This window comes from Bacillus sp. Bvel1, from assembly GCF_014872755.1.
Lineage (GTDB): Bacteria > Bacillota > Bacilli > Bacillales > Bacillaceae > Bacillus > Bacillus velezensis.
The window spans coordinates 102,203-127,327 of sequence record NZ_JAAOBZ010000006.1 but is presented as its reverse complement, the minus strand read 5'-3'; the positions used below and the strand labels follow the sequence as shown (position 1 = coordinate 127,327).

Below are 25,125 nucleotides of genomic sequence, written 5' to 3'. Positions count from 1 at the left end.
TGAGGTGTTTATAAAAGACGTCTTAGAACAGTTGGATGAAAATCAACATGTCCTGTGCTTACAATTTCTTCACACACTGCTTTGATGATGTTCTTCATTCATGATGAAATAATCAAATGAGGTGTTTGTCCCAGGAATGATTAAGCAGACCCATAAGTCTTCATTTTAAAAACAAATGAGGTGCTTACAAAAGGCATATTTAATTTTCTGTGATAAAGCTCGTACTTCTGCATCAGGGTGAACGCGCAGCCGTTCATCCTGTTTTTTGTTTTGACCGTTTTTGTGGTACGATGAGAATATACATATATTTCTTTTCAGGGAGGAAACCCATCTATGCACAAAGCGGACGATTGTATTTTCTGCAAAATCATTGCCGGTGACATTCCGTCTTCAAAAGTATACGAAAATGAACATGTTGTGGCGTTTCTTGATATCAGCCAAGTCACAAAAGGCCATACGCTCGTGATTCCGAAAACACATATCGAAAACGTGTACGAGTTTACGCCTGAGCTTTCTAAAGAATATTTCGAAGCGGTGCCGAAAGTCGCACGCGCCATCCGCGATGAATTCGAGCCGATCGGGCTGAATATTCTCAATAATAACGGTGAAAAAGCGGGCCAATCGGTGTTCCATTTTCACATGCATATCATTCCGCGTTACGGAAAAGGCGACGGTTTCGGGGCTGTCTGGAAGACCCACGCCGAAGACTATACGCCTGACGATCTTCAGGAGATCGCTTCAACCGTCAGAAAACGGCTTGCCTCATCTTAAAGATGAGGTTTTTTTGCGTCCGGCAACACAAAAAACATAAAATTATATTTTTTCATATCAAAAAAATCAAAAAATTGTGATAGGATAATTGTATTATTTCTTACACTAAAGCGGAAAACAGGGAGAGATCGTAAACATGGAACGTACAACGAATTTCAATGCAGGACCCGCAGCCCTTCCACTGGATGTGCTGCAAAAAGCACAGAAAGAATTTGTCAACTTCAATGACACCGGCATGTCCGTCATGGAGCTGTCCCACCGGAGCAAAGAATATGATGCGGTGCATCAAAAAGCAAAAAGCCTTCTGAAAGAACTGATGGATATTCCCGACGATTATGATATTTTATTTCTTCAAGGCGGCGCAAGCCTTCAATTCTCCATGCTGCCGATGAACTTTTTAACGCCGGAGCAAACGGCTCACTTCATCGTAACGGGCGCATGGTCTGAAAAAGCACTCGCCGAGGCGAAACTGTTCGGAAACACATCCGTCACGGCAACAAGCGCAGATTCAAACCACAACCATATACCGGAAGCGGACCTCACAGGAATCAAAGACGGCGCCTACCTGCATCTTACGTCCAATAACACGATTTTCGGAACGCAGTGGAAAGAGTTCCCGAATTCACCGATCCCGCTCGTAGCCGACATGTCAAGCGACATCCTGAGCAGAAAAATTGATGTCAAAACGTTTGATGTCATCTATGGCGGCGCCCAGAAAAACCTCGGCCCGTCCGGCGTCACGGTCGTCATCATGAAAAAATCATGGCTTGAAAACGAAAACGCCAACGTCCCTAAAATTTTGAAATACTCCACTCATACAAAAGCCGATTCACTGTATAATACGCCGCCTACATTTGCGATTTATATGCTGAGCCTCGTCCTTGAATGGCTGGCTGAAAACGGAGGTGTCAAAGCGGCTGAACGGCGCAATCAGGAAAAGGCCGACGTCCTGTACGGCACAATCGACGCAAGCGGCGGTTTTTACGCGGGGCATGCCGCAAAAGACAGCCGTTCTCACATGAACGTCACGTTCACCCTCCGCGACAGCAGTCTCACGAAAAAATTCGTTGAAGAAGCGAAAGCGGCTAAAATGACCGGACTCGGAGGCCACCGCTCAGTCGGAGGATGCAGGGCGTCTATCTACAACGCCGTCAGCCTGGCTGATTGTGAAAAACTGGCTCAGTTTATGAAAAAGTTCCAGCAAGAAAACGAATAAATTTCTTCTAACATAACGGTTCCTTTGATATACTGTTTGCATATCAATTTTTCCGGCCATCGCAATAAATGACGAGCATATTATTGGATGGCGAAAAAGCTTAGCAGAGGAGAGCTTAGTATGAAAACAAAAGAATTAGTCATTATGGCCCTGTTTGCGGCAATCGGAGCGGTGCTTCATTCCATTATGCCGCCGGTATTATTCGGAATGAAACCCGATATGATGCTTGTGATGATGTTTATGGGTATTCTGTTATTCCCCCGTGTGCAGAACGTGCTGATGATCGGGATTGTAACGGGAATCATTTCCGCACTCACGACATCTTTTCCGGGCGGACAGCTTCCGAATATCATTGAAAAACCGGTAACGGCGTTTCTGTTTCTCGCGCTGGCGCTTTTGGTGAAAAAGAGCGTGAAAACAGCGGCCGCCGCCGTCATTACAATAGCCGGCACCTTCATCTCCGGTCTGCTCTTTCTGGCGCTGGCCCTTCTGATTGTCGGCCTGCCGGGCGGATTCACCGCCTTGGTGCTCGCGGTCGTCCTTCCGGCGGCTGCGCTGAATGCAATCGCCATTATCATTATGCATCCGATTGTGCAGACGATCTTAAAACGATCCAATATGATTGAAACGGTGAAATAACCGCATACCGAAACCTCTTCCGGCCGGAAGAGGTTTTTTAATGTGTTTCAGCATGTTTTATACGAGAAGTTTTGTGAAAAAGATAAGGAACAATGCGAGGGCGGTTCCTGCTGAGCAGACGATGGCCTTTTGGCGGACGACCCGCTTCGGCGGATAAGAAGCGGCCTGACCGAGCAGTTTCAGGTAATAAACGGCGCCCGCCGCAAAGACAAGAGCCATACAAGATAAAACAATCATAAAGACAGACAACCTTCTCCCTCCTTTTCCCTTAAAAAATATGCTAAAATAAAGCAAGCTATGTATAGAAGTTTATTCTTCTGAACAAAAATGATAAAAGTTATGAGAAAAAAAACGGGGTGATTTTAAATGGCTGACGGACGTTCCCTTTTAACAGGCCTTTTCGTAGGCGGATTGATCGGAGGCGCAGCGGTGTTACTTTCGGCTCCTTCATCCGGAAAAGAGCTGCGGGGCAAAATCAAAGCGAATTGCAATTCAATTGAGGACACAATCAAACGGTTAAAAAAAGACGGAATGGCGCTTAAGGACCAGCTTGTCCAAACGGCGAAAGAAAGCGCAGAAGTCATTAAAGACGTAGGCGGAGAGCTTCAGACCAGCATTAAAAGGTGGCAGGAGGAAATCAAGCCGCACCAGCAGGATCTCCAAAAGGAAATCGCTGATATTGAAGAGAAAATCAGACAGCTGGAGAAAACCTTACAAAACTAATATCCTATACAACCAAAAAAAGTGCGGGCATATTGCGTTCCGCACTTTTTTTTGCGGTTTAAAGCCTTTCACAGCAACGGATTAAGAATTTATTATAAAATTCTTAAATTTTCATCTTTATTAATCTTTATTTTATTGGCATAATAGAGGAAAAGAAAATGTGAAGCAGGTGATCTGTATTGAATCGTGTTGAACCGCCTTACGATCTAAAAGAAGCTTTAATCTATACCCAAAAAATGGCGCAGCTGTCCAAAGCACTCTGGAAATCTATCGAGAAAGACTGGCAGAACTGGCTGAAGCCGTACGACCTTAATATTAATGAGCATCATATATTATGGATTGCCTATCAGCTTAAAGGAGCTTCTATTTCAGAAATCGCCAAATTCGGCGTTATGCACGTATCAACTGCATTTAACTTTTCAAAAAAGCTTGAAGAACGGGGATATCTGAAATTTTCCAAGCGGCTGAATGATAAACGGAACACGTACATTCAGTTAACAGAAGAAGGGGAAAATGTATTCGAAAGCCTGCTTGAGGAGTTTGACCCGTCGAGAAACGCGGTGTTTAAAGGCTCACAGCCGATCTACCACTTATTCGGGAAGTTTCCGGAAGTTGAAGAATTAACCTGTGTCATCCGCCACATTTACGGCGAAGATTTTATGGAGATATTCGAGAAATCATTGACAAACATAAACAATGATTTTGATAGTGAAGACGGAAGGCTGAAGAAAAAAACGGACGAATCGGCTGTCCATGAAACGGCTGAAGAGCTGGAACCGATCAACAGTTAATCAAAGTGCTTCATTATCTCAATAAATTCTTCCATCAGCGCTGTATAAAGCCCCTGCTCATACAGAGCAAAAATCGTTTCATGAACATCTAATTTTTCGTTCAGCTGTCCCGCAAAAAGCGCAAGGAGCTTGTCAAACGTCACAAAGCCTTGCGCTTTTTGCGACTCCAGCTCGTCCTCCAATTCGCGGCAGATCCGCCCGACCTCTTCTCCTTCTTCTTCGGTCAGCCCTTTTTCAATCATCATCGCATAAAAAGGGTACTTATCCATATCCACCGTTTTCACCAGCAATTGTATGTAATATTCTAAACGCCCGATACGCTGATCCATTGAATCCATCCGTTTCACTTCTTTCTATCTTTAATCTTATTTTAGCTGATAATGAATGGAGAAGAAAGGTTAAACCGTACATTTCCATGTTTCACCGAGCTCTTCTGTTCTTCCCTTTCCGGGGTTATTTTTTTTCTTTAAAAAAGGATTGATTTTTTCTCCTGAAGAGAGTAAATTATTTTGAGATTGTATTCCATCTTTGTACGGAAGGATGACTCTGATGAATTGCTGGAAAACCATTAATCTGATCAAAGATTATGGTGCGGTTCGTTTATTATTGACTGCTGTAGGTTTTATGATCCTGTTTTTTATATGCAACTTCTTGGCATTCGGGCTGCTGCGTCCGAATATCAGTTTAAGTGACGGGCACGTGTTTGCTTTTTGTGTTCTGCTCGTTGTTACTTTATTTGTACATAAAGTCATACATGTCCTGCCGATGATCTGTAAAAAAAGAAAAAAGGAAATGAAAATGTACTTCTTGCGGATGCCGACATGGAAAGGCATACCGAAAACGACGATGCTGATTTCTACGATCAGCCCGTTTTTATTCATTACGCCGCTATTGTTTTATGCCGGACTGGCATTTCCGAGACACGCTCATTACTTTTATATGATTTCGAGCATTCATGCGGGTTATTGCCTGCCTGATCTTCTGTTTGCGCTGCACCTGGTCAAAGCGCCCAAATCATGTCTGATTGACCAGGAATCCGACGGTTTTGATATTTTAGTAAAAAAAGTGCCGGAGTCTTGATATCCCGCTGATTTTTCAGGTTACATTCTATCTTTTTTAATAAATATTTGGTAATGTAATATGGGAGCAGTTCAGAGAGAGGGGGAATCTCCCATCATTTTATTCTATTTTATCGTGGCTGCCCTGTTTATTCTTTATTTCATAAACAGGCTCACAAATACATTATGCCTTGTCAGAGAGATTCCTGAAGACCGGCAGGATAAGGTATTCCGTTTTATTAATGTATCTATTTTAATTTTACTGATCTCTTCATTCGTCGAGATCTCCTTTACTGTGTAAACAGGCAAAAAAATATGGCTGACGGAGGTCTGACCCCCGACAGCCATATTTTTTTCTTAATAAAGCCAAGAAGCGCCGATGATGATCAATAAGATGAACAGAACAACCAATAATGCAAAACCGCCTGCAAATACTTCACCCATCTCCAAAAGCACCTCCTACAAAACGTTTTATTTTTCCAATTACATCATATGCAATTTACTTCTGAAACGATTAGGCGCCCGGGTAAGAAAACGGACCGCTTTTAGAAAAAGCGATCCGTTTCGCTTAACAAATGTAAGCTGCACCTACGATGATAAGCAATATGAACAGTACTACGAGCAGTGCGAAACCGTTTGAATATCCTCCGCCCATGGTTCATTACCTCCTTTTCATGATCAATATATTTGTATGTATCAGGAAAAAGTTTGACTAGACGAATGCCCTTTATTTAAAATCTTTTTACAGAAAGCCACAATATGTTATGATACGCATATGCAATTTAATTTGGATGATTAGGAGTGTTTAAAGGAATGAAGAAAATCGCGATAGCAGCTATTACGGCAACGAGCGTCCTGGCTCTCAGCGCTTGCAGCAGCGGCGACAACGACGTGATTGCCAAGACGGATGCCGGAAATGTAACAAAAGGCGAACTCTACACGAATATGAAAAAAACCGCGGGCGCAAGTGTGCTGACACAGCTCGTACAAGAAAAAGTATTAGCAAAAAAATACAAAGTATCGGATAAAGAAATCGATAACAAGCTGAAAGAGTACAAAACGCAGCTCGGCGATCAGTACAGCGCCCTTAAACAGCAGTACGGCGAAGATTACCTGAAAGATCAGGTGAAGTACGAACTGCTTGCACAAAAAGCGGCGAAAGACAACATCAAAGTGACTGACGCTGATACGAAAGAATATTACGACGGCTTAAAAGGTAAAATCCGCGCGAGCCACATTCTTGTCGCTGACAAAAAGACAGCTGACGAAGTGGAGAAAAAACTGAAAAAAGGCGAGAAGTTTGAAACGCTTGCGAAAGAATATTCAACTGACAACTCAAAAGACAACGGCGGCGACCTTGGCTGGTTCGATAAAAAGTCAATGGATGAAACATTCAGCAAAGCTGCATTCGGTCTGAAAGTCGGACAAGTCAGCGATCCGGTCAAAACAAAATTCGGTTATCATATCATCAAAAAGACAGAAGAACGCGGCAAATATGATGACATGAAAAAAGAGTTGAAAGAAGAAGTTCTTAAACAGAAATTAAACGACAACTCAGCTGTACAGGCGGCAATTCAAAAAGTCATGAAAAAAGCTGACGTAAAAGTGGAAGACAAAGACTTAAAAGACACGTTTAACACTTCAACTTCTTCTGAATCTAAATAAAAAAAACTGTGCGGGCTCTTGGCGAGCCGCACAGTTTTTTTATGCGATGGAATGATTGGAGTTTTCTTCTGCATCCGTGTTTTCACTTGCGGGCGCCGCCATACGGCGCTCGCGTTCCTGTTCCATCCGTTCAATATACACCCTTCCTTCTTTTTCAATAAACGACTGGTCAAGCTTTTCCTCTTCTTTAGCTGTTGTGAAAAGCTTATAGGCGCTGAAAATAATTCCGATAATGCAAAGGTATACCCACCAAGGAAAAAATAGCACGTCGGTTTCCTCCCTTTTTCACCCAGAGTCTTTATTCTAAGCTATGCTTGATAAAGACAAGTTATGAGAGCTGAACGTAAAAAAGACCGATCATAGAGAATCGGCCTTTTTATCTTATTGATGGAACGTCGGTTTGTAGAAAGAACGGTTTTCCAGCGCAAATACACGCTCTGTGTATTCGCCCGGCTTCACCCGTTCCAGCGCTCTGTCCATCATGATCATTTTTGCATCCAGATTGTCAATGTAGTGCAGAATTTCCGCTTCTTTCACCATCGGCGGTTTCGGGCTTCCCCATTCTGCTTTTCCGTGATGGCTTAAAATCAAATGCTTCAGAATCAGCACTTCTTCAGCGTCAATCTGAAGCTCTTCGGCTGCTTTTGAAAGCTCTGTCACCATGATCGAAATGTGCCCGAGCAGATTCCCTTCCACGGTGTACGTCGTGGAGACGGGGCCTGAAAGCTCTTTTACTTTGCCGAGATCATGCAGAATGACCCCGGCATACAGTAAATCCCGGTCAAGAGACGGATACAGATCGGCAATCGCTTTTGCCAGGTTCAGCATGGACACTACATGATACGCGAGCCCGGAGACGAACTCATGGTGGTTTTTAGCCGCCGCCGGGTAATCCATAAACTCAGCCGCATATTTTTTGACCAGATGTCTTGTGATCCGCTGGATATTTGGATTTTTCATTTCAAAAATGTATTGAGTGACGGTTTCCATCATTTCATTTTTCGGAATCGGCGCCGTTTCCAGAAAATCATCAATGCTGACATTTTCGTTCTCGCCGGCCGGCCGGATGTTTCTCAGCTTAAGCTGGTTTCGTCCGCGATAGTGATGGACATCTCCGATCACCTTCACGATCGTCTGCGCCGCGTACGTTACTTCATCAGTCGGCTTGGCATCCCACAGCTTCGCTTCGATATCTCCCGATTGGTCCTGCAGCATTAACGTCAGGAATGGTTTTCCGTTGCTTGCGATTCCCTTAGTCGAAGATTTAATCAGAAAGTACTGATCGACCTGCTCGCCGACCTCGTGCAGCATAATACCTTTTGCCATTCTATTAAAAGCTCCCTCCATATCTTACATAATACCAGTATAGCACATACCTCTTTTTTGAAAATAAACTCTTTTATGACAGGAGCCGCATGACTTGTCCGCTGTGAAAAGACCGGCTGACATGCTCATGGCAGGTGAAATAAAGTATCTGCCGCCCGCCTTCTGAAAGCTGATTCAGCACATCAAACAGCCGCTCCAGCCGCTGCCTGTCAAAATGGACAAAACTGTCATCAAGTAAAAACGGAAGTGATGCCGCAGATTCCCTCTCTGACGCAAGGGCAAAACGGATCGCCGCATAAAGCTGCTCGCATGCCGCCTGTGACAGTTCGCCTGCTGAAAACACAGTTCCGTCTTTCCGCATGACCATAATGGAATCATCCGCCTCGGAGAAATACAATTTATGGTAACGTCCGTCCGTAAGCGGTCCGTATAATGCACCGGCGGTTTCTAACAGACGGGGAAGCGTCACTTTTTTATGCCGCTCCATTTTTTCCCTGATGATGTGTCTGACCGTCTGTAATGCGGCCCACTCTTTAGCGGTTTTTTTCACGCGCTCCTTCTGCATTTCTGTCTGCTGTTTTAAATCGGATACAAGCCCCGAGGACTCCAGCTGCTCTTGTTTCACCATTAATAAAGCGGTTTTCTCACGGAGCTGCGCGCTTTTTTCCTCAAGCGTTTTTTTCTCTGTTTCCTTCTGAACGACTGTATGTTCAAGTTCGGACACTGTGCGGCTCATATACGGCTCAAGCTGTTTTCCGCCTATGCCGGACAAGTGCGTTTTGATTTCGCGCAGCTGCCGCTCTGTTTCCCGGCGGCCTTCATTCAGCCTGGCGAGTTCACAAAAGTGTTCGCGATTTTTTGCGCCTGCCGCCATGAAAAGCTGTTTGACCTGCTGTTCGTAGTAATGGACTTCTTCGTTTAATTCACGCATTTGCTCTTGTGCATGCAGCAGATCCGTTTCGAGCGCCTGCTTTCGTTTTGCTTCCTCACGGGCCCGTTCCGCCTGTACCAGCAAAACGCGCAGTCTTTCTTTTACGGACAGCTCCCTTCCGTCTGAAGGACTCAGCTTTTTGACCCGGTCCTCAAATGCTCTTTGCAGCTTTTGCAGCCGGCCCGCTTCAATGGTCAGCTCATGCTTATTAAGGATTTCTTTTTTGACATCTTTCATCACATGATATGCGTCAAGAAGATGGGAAGGACTTCCTGAAAAACCCAGTTCCTTCATAAAAAGTTCCGCCTGTTTTTCAGACGGCGCCATTTCCGCCTCCCATTCTTCATATTGGCGGATGACTCTTTCATATGCCGCTTCTTTCTGTTCAAGCACGGCTTGATCCGCAATCAGCTGCTGCCGGTGCCGGCCGTCACGCCAAAGCTCTTCCTGCAGAAGGTCAGCCGCTTCTTTGGAGATCGTCGGCTTCTTTTTCTTGTGACCGGCCCCTCCTCTTTCTGACGGCAGCGGTTTTTGCATGCCGGACAGCATATACAGCAGCAGAGCGCCGGTAAAAAGGGCGGCGGGCAGCCATTCCTTTAACATAGCGAAAATCGCAATGAACAGAATGCCCGCACCGAGAAAGAGCTTTTTTTGTTTGGCGCGCTGTTTTTCCAGCTGCTGTACATGTGCCTGCCATTCGTTTCCTTCTGTATCAGCCGTTTGCTTATATGATTGTAAAGCGGCTTCTTTTTCTTTCCTGACAGCGGGGTCCAAAATGTTTTCCGACGTCAAGGCATGTTTTCGTTCGGCTTCTTCCAGCTCCAGCCGCGCTTGTTCGAAAATCGCATCAAGCTGTGTCTTTCTTTCTCTTGCCTGTCCGGCGCTCTGCACGGCTTCCTGCAGCCGCCATTCATATTCATAATCGGTGTTCAGTGAAAGAATGCCGTCTTCCTCATGTCTTCCGAGCTGCTGCAATCCTGACAAAACGCGGGCAGATGTCTGCCGGATCTGTGATTGGATGGCGGCAAGCTGTTCGCCGCGCGATTCGTACATATGCTGCTCGCCGGAAAGCTCCTGCAGCTGCCGCTCTGTTTGCAGCAAGTCCTCATTTGGAACGAGCAGCTCAGCCTGCCGCCTGAGTTCAGCCGCTTTTGCCCGAAGTCCCTCAAGACGGGCAGCTTTCGGATGGAGATGCGATTCGTATTTTTCAAGCTGATGCATCCCGTCCTTCGGGAATTGCTTCAATGCATCCGGATAAGAAGAAAGTTCGCTTTCCAAGGCTGTTTTTTTGTCTGCGAGCGGCTTTGCTTCTATCGCCGATTTTACTGTTTTGATTTCTTCAGCTATGTCTTTCAATCGTGCTTCGGCATCCTGCAAACGGCCGCCGGCGCTTTTTTTCTCTTCCAGAAGGCTGTGATAGCCCGCTTCCGCAGCTTCCGCCTGTTTCAGCTGGGCGCTGAGCCGCTTTAATGTATCCAACTCCTGATTTAAGCGGGGGTTCCGCCCGTTCGGCTTATACATCCTGTCAAGTTCTTTTGCCAGCCGCCCGTCAAGCTTTGCCGCCGCTTCCGACCCGAATAAGCTCGAATACAGGAGAAACTCGCCGATTTTGTCCCGGTTAAAAGCTTGAATCTCCTGCAGTCCGAATACATCGAACGAATAGATCGCCTCGTACAGCGCCCGATCTGTATCGGAAAGAAGCTGTTTGAGCCATTCTCCGTCCTTGATTTCGCCTGAAGCCGTATACACTCTGACTTTTTCGGCAGCGCCTTTTGTCCGTTCGATTTTGACGGCACCGTGATCGCCATGCTTCAATTCCACAGTGCCGCCGTAAACCCCGCCGTTTTTCGGTTCGTATTTTTTTGATTTCGGAAAACCGAACAGCACGCTTTTGATGAAGGACATCAATGTTGTTTTACCCGCTTCATTTAATCCGTAGATCACTTGCACGGGAGAATCTGACAGCTGAAAACTTTGGTCGGAAAATTTTCCGTATTGGTAAATATGCATTGCCGTTATTTTCATCGCTGAAGCTCCTTCATCTGGCGTCTTAAAACGGCTTGAGCCTGCCGCTTAATATCCAGTATCTCTTCATCTGTAAATGAAGTGATCTGACGCCGATATACGGGATGACGCTCAAGGGCTTCAAATACACCGCTCATGTCCGCGCATTGTTCTATGTCCTGAAGCAGCCCTTTAAAAAACGGATCGGGCGGCACGCTGTCTGTTTCATCCGTCCGATCCTCAAGCGCAAGCGGCCAGACGAAACATTCCTCTTCGGCCTCTTCCTCCTGTAAAGCGGAAAGAAACTCCTCTGCGATGCCTGCGGGCGCCTCCGTCCAAAAGCGGGGCGCCGCGCCGCGAAGCACCAGCCTGACACATGCCGGGCGGCCCGCCGCGCGCAAGCCGGAGAATGTATCCGATGCGGCTTTCAGAAGTGAAGTCATATGTTCAGCTCCTGAGATATCAAGATCAATTTCCTCCCATAACACATCATGCGCTTCTTTGAATTCCCAAGACATCTCACCGTTTGCCGCCCGGACGAGATAATATCCCTTAGGCCCGGTTTCTTTTAAATGCCGGGCTTGAATATTCCCGGGGTAAATAGCGGCGGGATGCTGGGCGGACAGAACCTGCCGTTTATGAATGTGTCCGAGCGCCCAGTAATCCATGCCGCTTTTTTCAAGGTCTTCTTTCGTAAACGGGCAGTACGGGTCATGCCCTTCCGCTCCTGATAACATGCCGTGGAGCATGCCGATATGATAAGGCGCGCCGGTCATTTTCCGGTAACGGGCCGCCTGATTGACCGTTACGCTTCTTTCCTGATAGCTGCATCCGTATATGCTTGCCGCAAGCTCTCCGTTTTTAAAGAAAGATTTTTCCTCCGGTGTACCCGAGGTGAATATATGTACATTTTCCGGCCATTCAATCGGCGTCCACTTACCGCCCAAATGATCATGGTTGCCGAATATGACGAACACTTGGATACCCGCTTCCTGTAATCTCGTAAACTGTTTTCTCAAAAACAGCTGGGCTTTTAAACTTCTGTTGGCTTCGTCAAACAGATCCCCCGAAAGCAGCACGAAATCTGCCTGCTCCCGGAGTGCCCCGTCCGTCAGACGGCGGACGCTGTGAAATGTGCTTTCTTTAATACGCGCATATACCGGTTCAGGCAGATTCGAAATGCCGTAAAACGGGCTGTCCAGATGCAGGTCAGCGGCATGAATAAACGTCAGATCAGCCATCTCGCCCTCCCCTTTCTGCAGATTGAATTACCCTTATTTTAGCACCGTTTTTATACGAATGCACGTTCTGTAAAATAAAAAAACAGCCCGGCTGTTCCGGGCTGTTTCATTTATTTTTTGGAGATGCGCAGCGCTTGTTTGATCGCTTTGAATCCGCTGGCGTTTCCGTAAATCAAAACGCCGCCTTTGTAAATTTTCGCGCCGACCGCCGCAAAGATCACGATAGTGACCAGTGTCAGGGCGATCCCGGCCGCAGCCTGCCAAAACGGGATATCGAGCATCCCGACGCGTAAAAACATAATCATCGGCGTGAAAAACGGAATGTAAGATGTAACGGTAATAAAACCGGCGTCAGGATTGCCGATGCCGAACATGGCGATCATAAAACCTGCCACGACCAAAAAAACCATCGGCTGAATCGTCTGCTGTACATCCTCTATCCGGCTGACAACACTGCCGAGAAACGCGGCAAGCGTCGCGTAAAGAAAATAGCCGAGCAAATAGAAAATGACGGCATAGACTATCGTCGAGACGGGAACATCCGTAAAATTGAGGAATGCACTGATCGGCGACGACGCATCATTTTGAGGGTTCAGCTTCAGTGAGAGATAACCCGCTGCAATCAGCACTGCAAACTGTGTGATCCCCACGAGCGCGATACCGAACAGTTTGGCAAACATCTGCTGAATCGGCGGCATGCTTGAAATTAAAATTTCCATGACGCGGGACGATTTTTCCGTCGCCACTTCCATCGCAATCATGCTTGCGTACATGATAACTGAGAAGTAGATGACAAACAGCATGATGTATACAAGCCCCATTACCTGACCGAGCTCTTCCTCAGATTTCGCCCCTTTTTCCAGCGCGTCTTTACTGACTTCCGGCGGAGTGTAGAGGCTGCTGACTTTTTCTGCCGAAATGCCGAGCTTGGCGGTTTCGACAGCGGTTTTCGTCTGGGTTAAAGCCTGCTTGAGCAGTTTATACGCTGATTCATCAGAAATGGTCAGCGCCTTGTATGCTCCCGTTATCGTTCCTTTTTGATCCTGTCTGATGATAAACAGTCCGTCCCATTCACCGTCTTTGACACGCTTTACGGCATCTTTTTCGGACTCCTTCGTCTCCATTGCCTGCAGATCATTGTCTGTATCCGCCGCTTTAAGCTGTTTTGCAAACGCCGGGTACAGCCCGCCCGTTTCATCAATCACCGCGATTTGCTGCTTGCCGTCATCCGATTGAAACACGGAAATAATCGATTGCAGGTTGGTCACCGCTAATACTAATAAAACGGTAATGGCGGTCGAAATAATGAATGACTTTGTCGCGATTTTGTTTTTATATGTATGAAACAGCATAATCCAAAATTTATTCATATACGGCCCCCACCTTTTCTATAAAAATATCATGCAGTGACGGCTCTTCCAATTCGAACTTCCGTATAAAACCTTTCCCTTGCAGCGCCCGGAAAATATCCTGCGAAACCGGTTCATTCGCGACCTGCAGTCTGATTCCGTCATTTGTTTCCTTCCATTTCACGACACCTTCATGCGTTTTTAAAAAGCTGAGGTCATCATCTGAATGAACGGTGACATTTTTTTTGCCGAAAGACCGCTTAATGTCTTTCAGATTGCCTTGAACGACGGGTTTTCCCTTCTGGAGAATGCACAAATTCTCGCAAAGTTCTTCCACATGCTCCATTCGGTGGCTTGAAAAAACGATGGAAACGCCGCTGTTTTTCAAAGAAATAACCGCTTCTTTCAGCAGCTCGACATTCACCGGATCAAGACCGCTGAAAGGTTCATCGAGAATCAGCAGTTCAGGCTTATGCAGGACGGCCGAAATGAACTGGATTTTCTGCTGGTTTCCTTTTGACAGCTCTTCGACTTTCTTATTCTTGTAATCTGTAATGCCGAAGCGTTCGAGCCATGTCATGAGCTCTTTTTCCGCCTCTTTTTTGCTCATTCCTTTTAATCTCGCCAGATAGACAAGCTGGTCACTCACCTTCACTTTCGGATACAGCCCCCGTTCTTCCGGGAGATAGCCGATTTTTTCACTGATGGAATAATTGACCGGCTTCCCTTTCCAGGTGATATGCCCGTCAGTCAGGCTTAAAAGACCTAAAATCATCCGAAAGGTCGTCGTTTTTCCCGCGCCGTTTGCGCCGAGCAGCCCGAACATTTCCCTTTCAGGTATTTGCAGGTTCAAATTGTCAACAGCGGTAAAGCTGCCGAATGTTTTCGTTACATTTTCAATTGTAAGCACGAATCCAACTCCTTCCTTGACCCATTATATACTAATAATGGGTAAAAATTAATGGAGGATTTTAAATTCTTTATCCGAATATCATTCTATAAAGGGGGTGACATGATGGGACAATATGTATTGACCGCATTCCATGCGTCGGGAGAAACGCTGCTGGATGAACGGATCGAAGCAGATAATGAGGCGGAGGCGAAGGCCGCCGGAGAGGCTTTGTTAAAGGAAAAAAAGCTTGAGAACAGTACTCACCGCTTGGTAAATGAAGCCGGAAAGCTGATTTTATTCCACAGATAACAGAAGCTTTCCGGCTTCTGTATTTTACCGGTTAAATTGCGGCGTCCGTTTTTCTAAAAAGGCGCGGATGCCCTCTTTATGATCATCCGTTTTTCTCATATTTTCCTGGGCCTTTCGTTCAAGAGATAAAACGTCTTTTAACCGGCTGATATGGAGGCTCTGATAAATAGCCTTCGTTTCAATCATCGCTGACAGCGGCGCATGCAGCAATCGGTCGATATACGGTTGTGCCCCCTCCGCAGGGCCGCCGCTGAACAGCCCGTCGGCAAGCTTGAGCCGCACCGCTTTTTCAGCCGGCAATTTTTCACCGCTCCAAATCAGTTTTTTCGCTTCGATCTCACCGACGCGTCTCATTAATAAATAATGGCCTCCTCCGTCGGGAACCAATCCGATGCCGATGAAATTCATCGCGAGTCGGGCGTTTTCTTCGGCGAGCACCACATCGGCGCACAGCGCGAAACTCAGCCCGAGCCCCGCCGCGGCTCCGTGGATGGCGGCTATCACAATTTTTTTCATATCATAGAGCGTCAGCGTAATGGATTCAATCATTTTCATGAGCCGTTCATATTCTCCCGAATCATGATCCGACGTCATCATCTGGATATCACCGCCCGCGGAAAATCCCCGGCCTTCCCCCCGCAAGAGGACGATAAGCGCTTCGCTGTCGGCTGCCATAACGCATGCATTTTCCAATTCCCGGAGCATTTGTTCATTCAGCGCGTTGTAACTGTCAGGACGGTTCAGCACAATCTCTGCGATCTTTCCCTTTTCTTCATAACGAATATACTGCATGTTTACTCCCTCCTTGAATCCGCTTACATATTTTGTTCAAATGATATATTCCTTCCCCCGAAGCGAAACTCCTTTATTTTTCAAGGTCAACAGATACCGAAAAATGCATATCATTTGAAACTGAACATACATTTTTATATAGTGAAATTGATATACAAAACAAAAAGGGGGGAAAAACACCGATAATGAAATATGTGATACTCAGCTTGTTACTGAGCTTTTTTATGGTGCTGTTCCCCCCTTCGGATGTCGCTCTTCCTTCCCAATTGGTGACAGAAACAGACAGCCATGTACAAATTTCGGTCTACCCGCAGGAAACGGAATCGGCAAAGACGCCGGTTCAAACCAAAACCGCTCCGCAAGGCCTGTCAAAAGGATACGGTGCGTTATCCCGGATGATCTCCCTGTTATCTGTCAAACCTCTTGATCAATTCATTGATTCCACAATGGAAAGGACATGCGCCATTCCGATACAATACCAGTCAAATTACCTCCGGCATCAGACCATTTCTCATTGCCAATCTGTATTTACGGTGTAAAAACAGTATATTCCGGAGGGATTTTTTATGAATATTAAAGAAAACGATCTGCCCGGCATCGGGAAAAAATTCGAAATCGAAACGAGAAATCATGAAAAAATGACGATCATCATTCATGATGACGGCAGGCGGGAAATTTACAGATTTGATGACCGCGACCCTGATGAGCTTCTGGCAAGCATTTCACTTGATGATGCGGAAGCAAGACAGATTGCCGCGATTATCGGCGGGATGGTGTACAAACCGCAGGCGCTTGAATCGATTGAAATGGCGTTCAGCGATCTGATTATCGAATGGTTTAAAGTTGAAAAAGGGGCAAAAGCGGCAGGGCGGACGCTCGGCGAACTGGATGTGCGCCAAAACTATGACGTGACGGTTATCGCCATCATAAAGCATGACCAGAAAAAGTTTTTAAACCCGGGGGCTGATTCGCTCCTTGAAGCAAACGATACACTCGTCCTCTCAGGTGAAAGAAAGCATCTGAAAAAACTGATCCAAGACTTCCTCTCCAGAGACGGAGTGTGATCTGTTTATGGACCATCTCGTATTTGAAGTCGGTACGGCGTTAGTTCTTGTAGCCATTGCGAGTGTCATCGCCAATAAAATTAAATTCTCGATCATCCCCTTCCTGATCATTTTAGGAATGCTTGTCGGGCCGCACGCGCTCCAGGCGGGCATCATTGACCTGACGTTTATCGAAAGCCGGGAAGTGATTGAATTTTTCGGACGGATGGGCGTCCTGTTCCTCCTCTTTTACCTCGGGCTTGAATTCTCGGTCGGAAAATTAGTCAAATCCGGACGTTCAATCGCCGCCGGCGGAACGATTTATATTCTGATTAATTTCAGTTTAGGGCTGATCTACGGCTTTATCACGGGCTTTTCCTTTTTGGAAGTGCTTGTATTGGCGGGCGTCATCACGATATCATCAAGCGCCATTGTCGCAAAGGTGCTTGTCGACTTAAAGCGCACGGCCAATCCGGAAACGGAGCTGATTCTCGGCATCATTATGTTTGAGGATATCTTTCTGGCGGTTTACTTGTCCGTCGTTTCCGGGCTTGTTCTGGGAGACGCGACGTCTGTCGGGGGCGCGCTGATGTCAATCGTGATCGCTTTCGGCTATATGCTGCTGTTTTTCATTGCCGCCCGGAAATTGCCGCCTCTGCTGAACAAGCTGCTTGATATCCGTTCAAACGAGGTATTTGTCATCGTCATTTTCGCCGCGCTCTTTTTCATTGCCGGCTTTTCCGAAACGATTCATGTCGCTGAAGCGATCGGCGCGCTCTTGCTCGGGCTCGTGTTTTCGGAGACGGCCCATTCTGACAGGATTGAGCATCTTGTCGTGCCGTTCCGTGACTTTTTCGGGGCCATGTTTTTCTTCAGTTTCGGCCTCAGCATTGATCCGTTTTCACTCGGAGATGCGGTATGGCTCGCCCTCGGCGCCGTTCTGCTGACGATTGCCGGAAACTTTATCGCCGGCATGATCGCCGGGCGCCGGGCGGGGCTTTCTCATAAAGCATCGTCCAATATCGGGCTGACCATTGTGTCCCGCGGCGAATTCTCCATTATCGTCGCAAATCTCGGCATCGCCGGCGGCCTGTCCGCTTCACTTAAACCTTTCGCCGCCTTATATGTTTTGATACTGGCCATCTTCGGCCCTTTGCTCACGAAAGAATCGAAGCGGATATATCTCCTGCTGAACAGCGTATTCAAATGGAAGACGCCTGAAAAGAAGCCGCAGAAATCATAAAAAAAAACTGACCTCTTCATAAGAGGTCAGTTTTTTTGAGCGGGAAGAAATTGCTGAAAAGCCGTTTTTTTATTAATGGAGAAATGCTCTTTTCCCAGAATGGTATTGATGATTTTTTGGTTTCTGTAAACAGACAGCTTCAAATTCGTAGCGCCCGTTCCGTGAGCATGATCAAGATTCGTTAATGTGAAAAAATGATGCCGTCTGTCGTCCTTAAAGACAAGACGGGAATCGGCCGTCACTTTAAACCGTTTCTCATCCTCCCATTCGATATCGGGGGCGATTGCCGTAAACCATTCCGGAATATGAGGTTTAAAGCCGGTCGCCAATATCACTTTTTCTGAATCGGCCGTAAAAGTTTCATCCATCTGCCATTGATGAAAGCTCAGTACACAGCGCCCGTTTTGCTTTTCAATTTTTTCAAGCTCCGCCATCGGCTGAATATACACGTCAGGTGAACCTCCGCTGATCGATCTGTGATACAGGGCGTCGTAAATGGCGGCAAGTGTGTCAGAATCAATGCCGTGGCGCAGTCCGTCCAGCTCAGGGAGTGTGTTCAGCCGTTCTTTAAAAGGCAGGCGGTTAAAATATTCCACATAATCAGGTGTAAACATTTCCTGCCCGAGCTTGGCGGTTTCCAATTCTCGAAATCCGGCGGAGCGTGTCACCCATTGCAGCCGGCTGCGCCGGTATTGTTCATCATGCAATAAGTCAGAAAAGATCTCCGCGGCGCTCTGTCCGGAGCCGACCACTGTAATTGATTCGGCGCCGGCGAGCTCGTCTTTCCGGAACAAATATTCCGTGCTGACCATCGTGTCCTGACGCGCCCCGTCATCAATCTCTGCGGGAATAAGCGGTTCAGACCCCGTCCCCATGACGAAATGCTTCGTCTGATAGACACTGATGCTTCCGTCCTCAATGTTCTTGACGCTGACTTCATAATGTCCGCCGGCATTTTTCACGCCGATTACCTCTGAGCCGAAACGGCATGATTTGATTTCTGAAGCCGCCCAGCTCAAATAGTCGTTAAATTCCCGTCTCGGAATATCAAATTCATTAAACGTATAAAACCGGTACAGCCGGTCATGTTCATGGAGAAAGTTTAAAAACGTGTAGCGGCTTTTCGGATCGGCGAGCGTGACCAGGTCCGCCAGAAACGCCACCTGTAAATCCGTTTCTTTAATTAATAGACCGGGATGCCACGCAAATTCTTTCTTTTTATCGAAAAAAAGAGCGTCTGTTCCGGGTATATCCTCTAACAATGCGGCAAGCCCTAAATTAAACGGCCCGATTCCCGCTCCTATGACATCATACATTATTATGCACCTCTTGCGAATAACAGTCTGATGATCTTTTCCCGTTTTTACAGACGGTTAAACATAAAAAAACGGCACGCTGATTCCGTGCCGTTTTTGATATTATAATGCAGATTTGACGAACATCTCATCTAAGTATTTGATTTTCTCTTCTGTATAATGCTCGAATCGGTCATTATATGATTTCGGGTCTTTCGGATTGGCGAAGTGCGTGATTTTTCCGGTTTCCGGATGAATGAATTTGCTTGCCGCGCCGCAGCCGATACCGATAATCGTCTGCACTTCTTCCATAATCATAATGTTGTAGATGCTTTCCTGACCCGGGAAGGAGTAGCCGACATTTTCAAGGTTTCCGAGAATGTTTTTCTGCCGGTACAAGTAGTACGGCGTATAGCCGTGCTCTTTTGTCCAGCGGACGGCGTCATCCATCATGCGGGACACTTCCTGTCTGTCGGCAACTTTATACTTATGCTTGTTTCTCGTCATTTCTGACGCCCGTTTAAAAGAAAGCGTATGAACGGTCAAAGATTCAGGCATGAGCTTTTCCGTTTCTTCAAGACTGTGCCTGAACTCAGCCGTCCCTTCTCCCGGCAGGCCGATGATCAGGTCCATGTTGATATTATTCATGCCGTGTTTGCGGGAAAGATGGTATTTTTCGATGGTTTCTTCAACGGTATGGTGTCTGCCGATGGCCTTAAGCGTTTCGTTTTCATAAGATTGCGGGTTGATGCTGATTCTGTCAATCTTATACTTATTTAAAACGGCAAGCTTTTCCTCCGTAATCGTGTCGGGACGGCCCGCTTCAACGGTAATCTCCCTGATATTCGCGACATCCGGGAAAGAGCGGACCATTTCTTCATATAAAAGATCCATTTCTTCAGCGGTAATGCTTGTCGGCGTGCCGCCGCCGAAATAAATGGTCGTCACTTTGATATCATGCCGCTTCAGCCATTCTCCGATTTTCTGCATTTCATAGTGAAGCCCCCATAAAAAGGAGCCGACTCTTCCCGCCTGTCCTTGAATGGCATAAGCCGGAAACGTGCAGTAGGCGCATTTTGTCGGGCAGAACGGGATGCCGATATATATGCTGACTTCATCTTTGACCCGGTACAGATCGGGAACCGCAGCGAGCTGACGGTCGACAATCTCCTGCATCAGATTGATTTTTTCATCATGGATCAGATAATCTTTTTTCAGATCGGCATGCGCCTCTTCTTTTGTCAGGCCGCTCTGCAGCTTTTTATGAAGAAGTTTAGTAGGCCTGATGCCGGTTAAGATTCCCCATTTTTGTGTCATGCCCGTATGCGATTGAAGAAGATTTAAGTAGACATATGACAGCGTGTTTTTCACCTGTTTAAATACTTCTTTTTCGCTCCATCCGGCAAGAAGCGGTTTCGTGTGATGTTCCTTTTCGCCGGTTCCTTTGATTTCTCCGGATACCGACACGCTGTCTGCATCTTGAGAAATGGCAAGTGAGATGACGAGATCAGAGGGTTCCTCCGTTTCGCCGTACGTAAGAACACACTCTTCAAAAAATAAATTCGCGATGTTTTGCAGCGGACGATGCAGCCTGTCATCCGTTATGCCGTCTATTTTTATTTGCAATGTGATCACCTTATTTTTCAGATTCAAAACTTTCTTTAGTGTACAGAAAGAACAGGCTAAAATCAATCCGCGAAAAAGCCGCAGACCGGCCTTTCGCGTCTGCGGCTCTTGATTACGGCCGTTTCATATGGAACTTATCGAGAAAGCCTTTGCGGTGCTGCATGCGGAAATATTCCTTAATCATATAGGCGACTCCCTGTTCATCATTTGACCTTGTCACCCAGTCCGCTTTTCTTTTTAATTCATTTGAGGCATTCCCCATCGCGACGCCGAGACCGGCCAGCTCGATCATCGGCAGATCATCTTCCTGATGGCCGATAGCCACAACCTCTTCCATTGAAAGCCCGAGATCAGCGGCGACCATCGAAAGTCCGCTTTCTTTTGAAACCCCTTTAGGCACGATATTCAGTTTTTCTCCGTTGACGCGGATCACATCGACGGCCGGGAATGCTTTCATTATCGTATCCGTTATATCAGCCTGCAGGCCATCTTCAGCATGCACTTCAATGACGGGCGCTGAAACCGGCTCATCAAGGAGCAGGTCACTTAATGATTCGACAAACTGCACCGGATAAAAGATCGGGTCGGACGGATGAATCATCGTTTTCCCGACCAGATTGGAGTTCACTTTCTTCTTGTTACCGATCGAATATTTTTCGTGAAGAAGCCGGATATTGCATTGATAGCTTTCGAGCACCTGAACGATATTAAACGTGTGATCTTCTGATATTTTCTTTTCAAAAAACGGCTCATCTATTTTTTCAGAAATGTATGCGCCGCTGTGGGTAATCAATTTTGCATTCAGCTTTAATATTTTCGCCACTTTTTGAGCGGAGCGAAAATGGCGGTTTGTGACCAGTGTGACGTAAATCCCTTTTTTCTTGACGTATTCGATGGCATCCTTTGTCGTCTGATGAAGTTTGCCGTTGGAGCGAAGAAGCGCTCCGTCTATATTTAACGCCAGCATTTGTTTTGACACAGAGAAGTCCCCCTCCTTGATGACTGTACTTGTCATTAGGATATGACCCTGTCTCTTTGTTTAGAACAACCTTTTCTCCGCAGCAAAAAAGCCTGCCTCAAGCAGACTTTGAACTGTCGTTTTGTTGGGATACGATCGATTTGCTGCCTTCTCCCCAATGTGCATTTCTATTAACGAAATATATCAGGAACCCCTTATTTGACCGTTGATGCGCTCGTTTCACTTACTCTCTGTTGCTACCCCTTAACATACCAGGCAGTATAGGCGACCGTATCCTTAGATCATCTGTAAGTGTAGGCGCTTTCAGAGTTATTATCTCAATAATATTGTTAAAAAACAAGGGTTTTTTTAACTAAAAAAATCAGGGGAAATATCTGTGCTGAATGTATGATAAAGTTGAAAGGGAACGTATATTCGCATATAATAAAAGAAAAAAAGCGGTGACTGTCATGTCTCTATTAAAAGATATTTATAACGAAGAATTTGCAGAAGCACTTCTGCACAGAGTCAAATCGGCGTATCCGGCTTTTGAGCGGGACAAGTGCCGGGCGCTGATATTTCAGGAAGATTGGCCCGGACTGACGTTAAAACAGCGGATGCGCCGGATCACAGACTCTTTATATGAAACACTGCCGAAGGATTACATACGGGCGCTTGACGTCTTATATGAGACAGCTCCCCATTTCACAGGGCTCGCCGGGATTATTTTTCCCGATTATGTCCAACAGTACGGAACGGATCACTGGGAAGAATCAATGAAGGCGCTTCAGTTTTTCACTCGTTTTTCCACTTCCGAATTTGCGGTCCGCCCGTATATCAGGCTTGACCGGGAGCGGATGTTCAAAGAGTTCCTTTCCTGGACGGAGCATCCGGACGAACATGTCAGAAGGCTTGCCAGCGAGGGCTCAAGACCGCGCCTGCCGTGGGGAATCTCCATTCCGGCTCTTCTTGAAGATCCTTCTCCGATTCTCCCTGTTCTGGACCGCTTGATGCAGGATGACTCGTTATATGTCAGAAAAAGCGTGGCGAATAACCTGAATGACATCTCCAAAACCCATCCGGATCTTCTGGCACAGACCGCAGCCGAGCGGTTCGGAAGCTGTCCGCACACGGATTGGATTTTGAAGCACGCCTGCAGGACACTGTTAAAAAGAGGAGACAAACAGGCGCTTGCGATTTTCGGGTTTGAAGACGCCTCCCGGATTTCATTGGAACGTTTTACACTGAATTCGGAAACGGCCGCCATCGGAACAAGCATACATTTTTCTTTTCAGATCCGCTCAGCCGCCCGGCAAAAAGTCAGGGTTGAATACGCGATTGATTTTGTAAAGAAAAGGGGGCACCGCAGCCGCAAGGTGTTTAAGATGTCGGAGTCCGCCATGGATAACGGAGACGTAAAAGCCTTCAGCAAACATCATTCCCTTAAAGATTTAACCACCCGCAAGCATTATCGGGGAATTCACACTCTTTCTGTCATCATTAACGGAACGGTAAAAGGTTCGCTTGATTTTTCTGTTGAATAAAAAAACCCCTCCATTTCATAGATGGAGGGGTGTGGAGCTTATTGCGGGCTGCCGTAAAGCTCTTCAAGAGGTTTCATAATGATTTTGTTTAACTCGCCGATCAGCATGCTCATGCGCTGTTCCGCTTCCATCAGCTGAGAAATCAATTCATGCTGCTGTACGAGAGCAACCGTTTTTTGTGCCTGCTCTACCTCTTCCTGAGTGATTTCTTCACCTGACATCTGTTTCTGCTGCAGCTGCATCTGTACATTGCGGAAGTTATCAAACATGCGTTTTGCGGATTCATCTGCGTTTACTTGATCATAAAGCCCTCTCAGACGGCTGTATTCATCACTGTTTCGCAAAGCTTTTTCAAGATCATATGCTGCATCATAAAAATGAACTGCCATAGTAACCGCTCCTTTCTTCCTTTCGGACATACCACTCCACTATAACAGACTGCGGAGCGACTTTCATCATCGGCGTATGTTTTCCTTAGAAAAGAATGACAAACAAAGCCTGAATTGCTCCGATTATCCCGCCGAGCAGACCGCCTAAATACGTTATCATCTTAAATTCTCTCTTGGAAATCGACAGCACCATTTCTTCCAGCCGTTCAACGGGAAACTGATCAACCTGCTCTTTGACCACTTCCTCAAGACGCAGCCGTTTCAGCACATCCTCCAAATGAGCGGCAATACTGCCGAGTGCCGCATCAAGCAGCTTCGGCGCGTACGTCCCCGTAATCTCCCCTTCATAACGGGAGATGATGTCACCGAGCCGGCATTCGAAAAAGGGCGCGGTTTGAAGTGCGGCCAAAGCCCGCTTTTTCATGCTGAACAGCAGATCTTTCGCATTCCACTTTTCATCGGCCTCATAAAGTGTATAAGATTTGAGCTTGCCCCATTCTTGAGAAAGCAGATCAGCCAGAAGCTTTTTCGTTTCCTCATTGCGCAAAAACTTTAACAGCTCAGGCAGCACACGGTCTGCCAAGCTTGAATTGCCGAGGAACATCTGCACCATGCCGCCGAGCATCCCCCGGGAATTCAAAAAGTCGTCAATCATATTTCCGAGTCTGTCTTTCCCTTCTTCGCTCTCAAAATAATCAATGCTACGCTTCAGGATATAATCTGCGGCCAGCGGGATTTTTTCATCCAGCTTTTCCTGCAGCTCATCAGGAAGCCAGTCTTTGATGGCGCGGTGCTCATATTTCCGGTACAGGTCCGAAAGCTTTTCATCGGTAAAACGGTCAATCCAGGCATCCGTCTTTTCCTGCGGATTCCGAATGCCCGCGGCGGCCAAAGCTTCGTGCACCGTCATTTCGGAAGCGGCCATTTTTTGCGTGAATTGTTCGGCGAAAAGAAGCGCCTGGTTTTTAACGTTATCTGATAAAAGCCGCTTTTTTATTCCTTCCGGGGTTAAAAGGTGGTTCGTCACCATGAGCCCCATTTGTTTTGCCAATTCATCCCGTCTTTTCGGGATCAGCCCCGGCGTAAACGGAACCCGTTTTCCGAACAGGTAATACGGCCGGTACGGACGAAATAACATCTGAATGGCAAGATGATTCGTCACCGCGCCGATCGCGGCTCCGATCACGATCATAAATAGAAACGTTCCTGCTATGCCCATTCCTTTTCTTCTGCCTCCATCTTATGTTCTATTTTCTTGATGATATATCTATTCGTATTATAGAGGCTGGCGGGCATGCGGGCAAATGAAGAACCTGAATT

General features: G+C 46.6%; 29 protein-coding genes. 13 read left to right on the top strand and 16 right to left on the bottom strand.

All coding sequences use genetic code 11. From position 1 onward, the window contains the following. Positions 1-333 precede the first annotated feature (333 nt). The 3 genes from HAP68_RS04720 to HAP68_RS04710 all read left to right on the top strand — a co-directional run bounded on the left by HAP68_RS04720 (position 334) and on the right by HAP68_RS04710 (position 2,626). Positions 334-771: an HIT family protein gene (locus tag HAP68_RS04720; RefSeq protein WP_003155232.1), complete on the top strand. Its 438-nt coding sequence runs from the start codon at positions 334-336 to the stop codon at positions 769-771. A 136-nt stretch (positions 772-907) separates the two neighbouring features. Then, the gene (gene serC / locus HAP68_RS04715; RefSeq protein WP_024085082.1) at positions 908-1,987 is read left to right on the top strand and encodes a 3-phosphoserine/phosphohydroxythreonine transaminase; all 1,080 of its coding nucleotides are present in this window, start codon (positions 908-910) and stop codon (positions 1,985-1,987) included. Positions 1,988-2,107: 120 nt separating this feature from the next. Continuing rightward, the gene (locus tag HAP68_RS04710) at positions 2,108-2,626 is read left to right on the top strand and encodes a tryptophan transporter (RefSeq protein WP_003155234.1); all 519 of its coding nucleotides are present in this window, start codon (positions 2,108-2,110) and stop codon (positions 2,624-2,626) included. Positions 2,627-2,683: 57 nt separating this feature from the next. Here HAP68_RS04710 and yhzF read toward each other — a convergent pair whose 3' ends face one another. Then, positions 2,684-2,875: a membrane protein YhzF gene (yhzF, locus tag HAP68_RS04705; protein WP_007409223.1), complete on the bottom strand. Its 192-nt coding sequence runs from the start codon at positions 2,873-2,875 to the stop codon at positions 2,684-2,686. 117 nt (positions 2,876-2,992) lie between these two features. Between yhzF and HAP68_RS04700 the strand changes: the two genes are divergently transcribed. Both HAP68_RS04700 and HAP68_RS04695 read left to right on the top strand, forming a co-directional pair. Beyond that, positions 2,993-3,349 (top strand): YtxH domain-containing protein, encoded by a 357-nt coding sequence (locus HAP68_RS04700; RefSeq protein WP_007409224.1) that lies wholly within the window; start codon positions 2,993-2,995, stop codon positions 3,347-3,349. Between the two features lie 179 nt (positions 3,350-3,528). Beyond that, a complete protein-coding gene (locus HAP68_RS04695) occupies positions 3,529-4,140 on the top strand; it encodes an HTH-type transcriptional regulator Hpr (RefSeq protein ID WP_003155240.1) in 612 nt (203 codons plus the stop codon). Here HAP68_RS04695 and HAP68_RS04690 read toward each other — a convergent pair. After that, a complete protein-coding gene (locus HAP68_RS04690; protein ID WP_003155243.1) occupies positions 4,137-4,478 on the bottom strand; it encodes a YhaI family protein in 342 nt (113 codons plus the stop codon). The two genes, HAP68_RS04695 and HAP68_RS04690, sit on opposite strands and share 4 nt — an antisense overlap. A gap of 211 nt (positions 4,479-4,689) precedes the next feature. Here HAP68_RS04690 and HAP68_RS04685 point away from each other — a divergent pair, with 211 nt between their 5' ends. Both HAP68_RS04685 and HAP68_RS04680 read left to right on the top strand, forming a co-directional pair. Beyond that, positions 4,690-5,220: a DUF3267 domain-containing protein gene (locus HAP68_RS04685; RefSeq protein ID WP_007409225.1), complete on the top strand. Its 531-nt coding sequence runs from the start codon at positions 4,690-4,692 to the stop codon at positions 5,218-5,220. Between the two features lie 60 nt (positions 5,221-5,280). Further along, positions 5,281-5,499: a hypothetical protein gene (locus HAP68_RS04680; protein ID WP_003155245.1), complete on the top strand. Its 219-nt coding sequence runs from the start codon at positions 5,281-5,283 to the stop codon at positions 5,497-5,499. Between the two features lie 56 nt (positions 5,500-5,555). Here the strand turns inward: HAP68_RS04680 and yhzE2 are convergent, their stop codons facing one another. Together yhzE2 and yhzE1 are read right to left on the bottom strand one after the other, a co-directional pair. Next, entirely contained in the window at positions 5,556-5,642 is an 87-nt protein-coding gene (gene yhzE2, locus HAP68_RS04675; protein WP_003155248.1) for a sporulation protein YhzE2, read from the bottom strand. A gap of 124 nt (positions 5,643-5,766) precedes the next feature. Next, the gene (yhzE1, locus tag HAP68_RS04670; RefSeq protein ID WP_017417375.1) at positions 5,767-5,853 is read right to left on the bottom strand and encodes a sporulation protein YhzE1; all 87 of its coding nucleotides are present in this window, start codon (positions 5,851-5,853) and stop codon (positions 5,767-5,769) included. Between the two features lie 158 nt (positions 5,854-6,011). On the opposite strand from yhzE1, the gene HAP68_RS04665 reads away from it, so the two are divergent. After that, positions 6,012-6,863: a peptidylprolyl isomerase gene (locus HAP68_RS04665; RefSeq protein ID WP_003155249.1), complete on the top strand. Its 852-nt coding sequence runs from the start codon at positions 6,012-6,014 to the stop codon at positions 6,861-6,863. Positions 6,864-6,902: 39 nt separating this feature from the next. On the opposite strand, the gene HAP68_RS04660 is transcribed toward HAP68_RS04665, so the two are convergent. The 6 genes from HAP68_RS04660 to HAP68_RS04635 form a co-directional block, all read right to left on the bottom strand. Continuing rightward, positions 6,903-7,130 (bottom strand): sporulation YhaL family protein, encoded by a 228-nt coding sequence (locus tag HAP68_RS04660; protein WP_014304727.1) that lies wholly within the window; start codon positions 7,128-7,130, stop codon positions 6,903-6,905. Positions 7,131-7,244: 114 nt separating this feature from the next. Beyond that, positions 7,245-8,189: a 3'-5' exoribonuclease YhaM gene (gene yhaM, locus HAP68_RS04655; RefSeq protein ID WP_003155251.1), complete on the bottom strand. Its 945-nt coding sequence runs from the start codon at positions 8,187-8,189 to the stop codon at positions 7,245-7,247. 73 nt (positions 8,190-8,262) lie between these two features. Continuing rightward, entirely contained in the window at positions 8,263-11,145 is a 2,883-nt protein-coding gene (locus HAP68_RS04650) for an ATP-binding protein (protein ID WP_024085080.1), read from the bottom strand. Next, positions 11,142-12,365, bottom strand: a complete 1,224-nt coding sequence (locus HAP68_RS04645) for a metallophosphoesterase family protein (protein WP_014304725.1) — start codon at positions 12,363-12,365, stop codon at positions 11,142-11,144. Before HAP68_RS04645 ends, HAP68_RS04650 begins: the two co-directional genes overlap by 4 nt. A gap of 110 nt (positions 12,366-12,475) precedes the next feature. After that, positions 12,476-13,735 (bottom strand): ABC transporter permease, encoded by a 1,260-nt coding sequence (locus tag HAP68_RS04640; RefSeq protein WP_014304724.1) that lies wholly within the window; start codon positions 13,733-13,735, stop codon positions 12,476-12,478. After that, a complete protein-coding gene (locus tag HAP68_RS04635; RefSeq protein ID WP_003155257.1) occupies positions 13,728-14,624 on the bottom strand; it encodes an ABC transporter ATP-binding protein in 897 nt (298 codons plus the stop codon). Before HAP68_RS04635 ends, HAP68_RS04640 begins: the two co-directional genes overlap by 8 nt. A gap of 105 nt (positions 14,625-14,729) precedes the next feature. Between HAP68_RS04635 and HAP68_RS04630 the strand changes: the two genes are divergently transcribed. After that, positions 14,730-14,915: a YhzD family protein gene (locus HAP68_RS04630; protein WP_003155259.1), complete on the top strand. Its 186-nt coding sequence runs from the start codon at positions 14,730-14,732 to the stop codon at positions 14,913-14,915. A 24-nt stretch (positions 14,916-14,939) separates the two neighbouring features. Here HAP68_RS04630 and HAP68_RS04625 read toward each other — a convergent pair whose 3' ends face one another. Beyond that, the gene (locus tag HAP68_RS04625; protein ID WP_007409232.1) at positions 14,940-15,707 is read right to left on the bottom strand and encodes an enoyl-CoA hydratase; all 768 of its coding nucleotides are present in this window, start codon (positions 15,705-15,707) and stop codon (positions 14,940-14,942) included. A 185-nt stretch (positions 15,708-15,892) separates the two neighbouring features. On the opposite strand from HAP68_RS04625, the gene HAP68_RS04620 reads away from it, so the two are divergent. The 3 genes from HAP68_RS04620 to HAP68_RS04610 are packed head-to-tail and all read left to right on the top strand — an operon-like array spanning position 15,893 to position 17,993. After that, positions 15,893-16,246: a hypothetical protein gene (locus HAP68_RS04620; protein ID WP_007610381.1), complete on the top strand. Its 354-nt coding sequence runs from the start codon at positions 15,893-15,895 to the stop codon at positions 16,244-16,246. 27 nt (positions 16,247-16,273) lie between these two features. Beyond that, positions 16,274-16,771, top strand: a complete 498-nt coding sequence (locus HAP68_RS04615; RefSeq protein ID WP_003155265.1) for a cation:proton antiporter regulatory subunit — start codon at positions 16,274-16,276, stop codon at positions 16,769-16,771. Positions 16,772-16,778: 7 nt separating this feature from the next. Further along, complete coding sequence (locus tag HAP68_RS04610; RefSeq protein ID WP_024085079.1) at positions 16,779-17,993, top strand: cation:proton antiporter; 1,215 nt, start codon at positions 16,779-16,781, stop codon at positions 17,991-17,993. Positions 17,994-18,019: 26 nt separating this feature from the next. On the opposite strand, the gene HAP68_RS04605 is transcribed toward HAP68_RS04610, so the two are convergent. The 3 genes from HAP68_RS04605 to HAP68_RS04595 form a co-directional block, all read right to left on the bottom strand. Next, a complete protein-coding gene (locus HAP68_RS04605; RefSeq protein ID WP_024085078.1) occupies positions 18,020-19,309 on the bottom strand; it encodes a lysine N(6)-hydroxylase/L-ornithine N(5)-oxygenase family protein in 1,290 nt (429 codons plus the stop codon). A 102-nt stretch (positions 19,310-19,411) separates the two neighbouring features. Then, the gene (locus HAP68_RS04600) at positions 19,412-20,914 is read right to left on the bottom strand and encodes a coproporphyrinogen III oxidase (protein WP_003155268.1); all 1,503 of its coding nucleotides are present in this window, start codon (positions 20,912-20,914) and stop codon (positions 19,412-19,414) included. 112 nt (positions 20,915-21,026) lie between these two features. Further along, entirely contained in the window at positions 21,027-21,893 is an 867-nt protein-coding gene (locus tag HAP68_RS04595; protein ID WP_003155269.1) for a Cof-type HAD-IIB family hydrolase, read from the bottom strand. 383 nt (positions 21,894-22,276) lie between these two features. On the opposite strand from HAP68_RS04595, the gene HAP68_RS04590 reads away from it, so the two are divergent. Continuing rightward, positions 22,277-23,416, top strand: coding sequence for a DNA alkylation repair protein (locus HAP68_RS04590; RefSeq protein WP_079891867.1), 1,140 nt, complete (start codon positions 22,277-22,279; stop codon positions 23,414-23,416). Positions 23,417-23,454: 38 nt separating this feature from the next. On the opposite strand, the gene HAP68_RS04585 is transcribed toward HAP68_RS04590, so the two are convergent. Further along, positions 23,455-23,805: a YlbF/YmcA family competence regulator gene (locus HAP68_RS04585; protein WP_003155271.1), complete on the bottom strand. Its 351-nt coding sequence runs from the start codon at positions 23,803-23,805 to the stop codon at positions 23,455-23,457. 85 nt (positions 23,806-23,890) lie between these two features. Then, positions 23,891-25,024: a DUF445 domain-containing protein gene (locus tag HAP68_RS04580; protein WP_003155272.1), complete on the bottom strand. Its 1,134-nt coding sequence runs from the start codon at positions 25,022-25,024 to the stop codon at positions 23,891-23,893. Between the last annotated feature and the right edge of the window lie 101 nt (positions 25,025-25,125).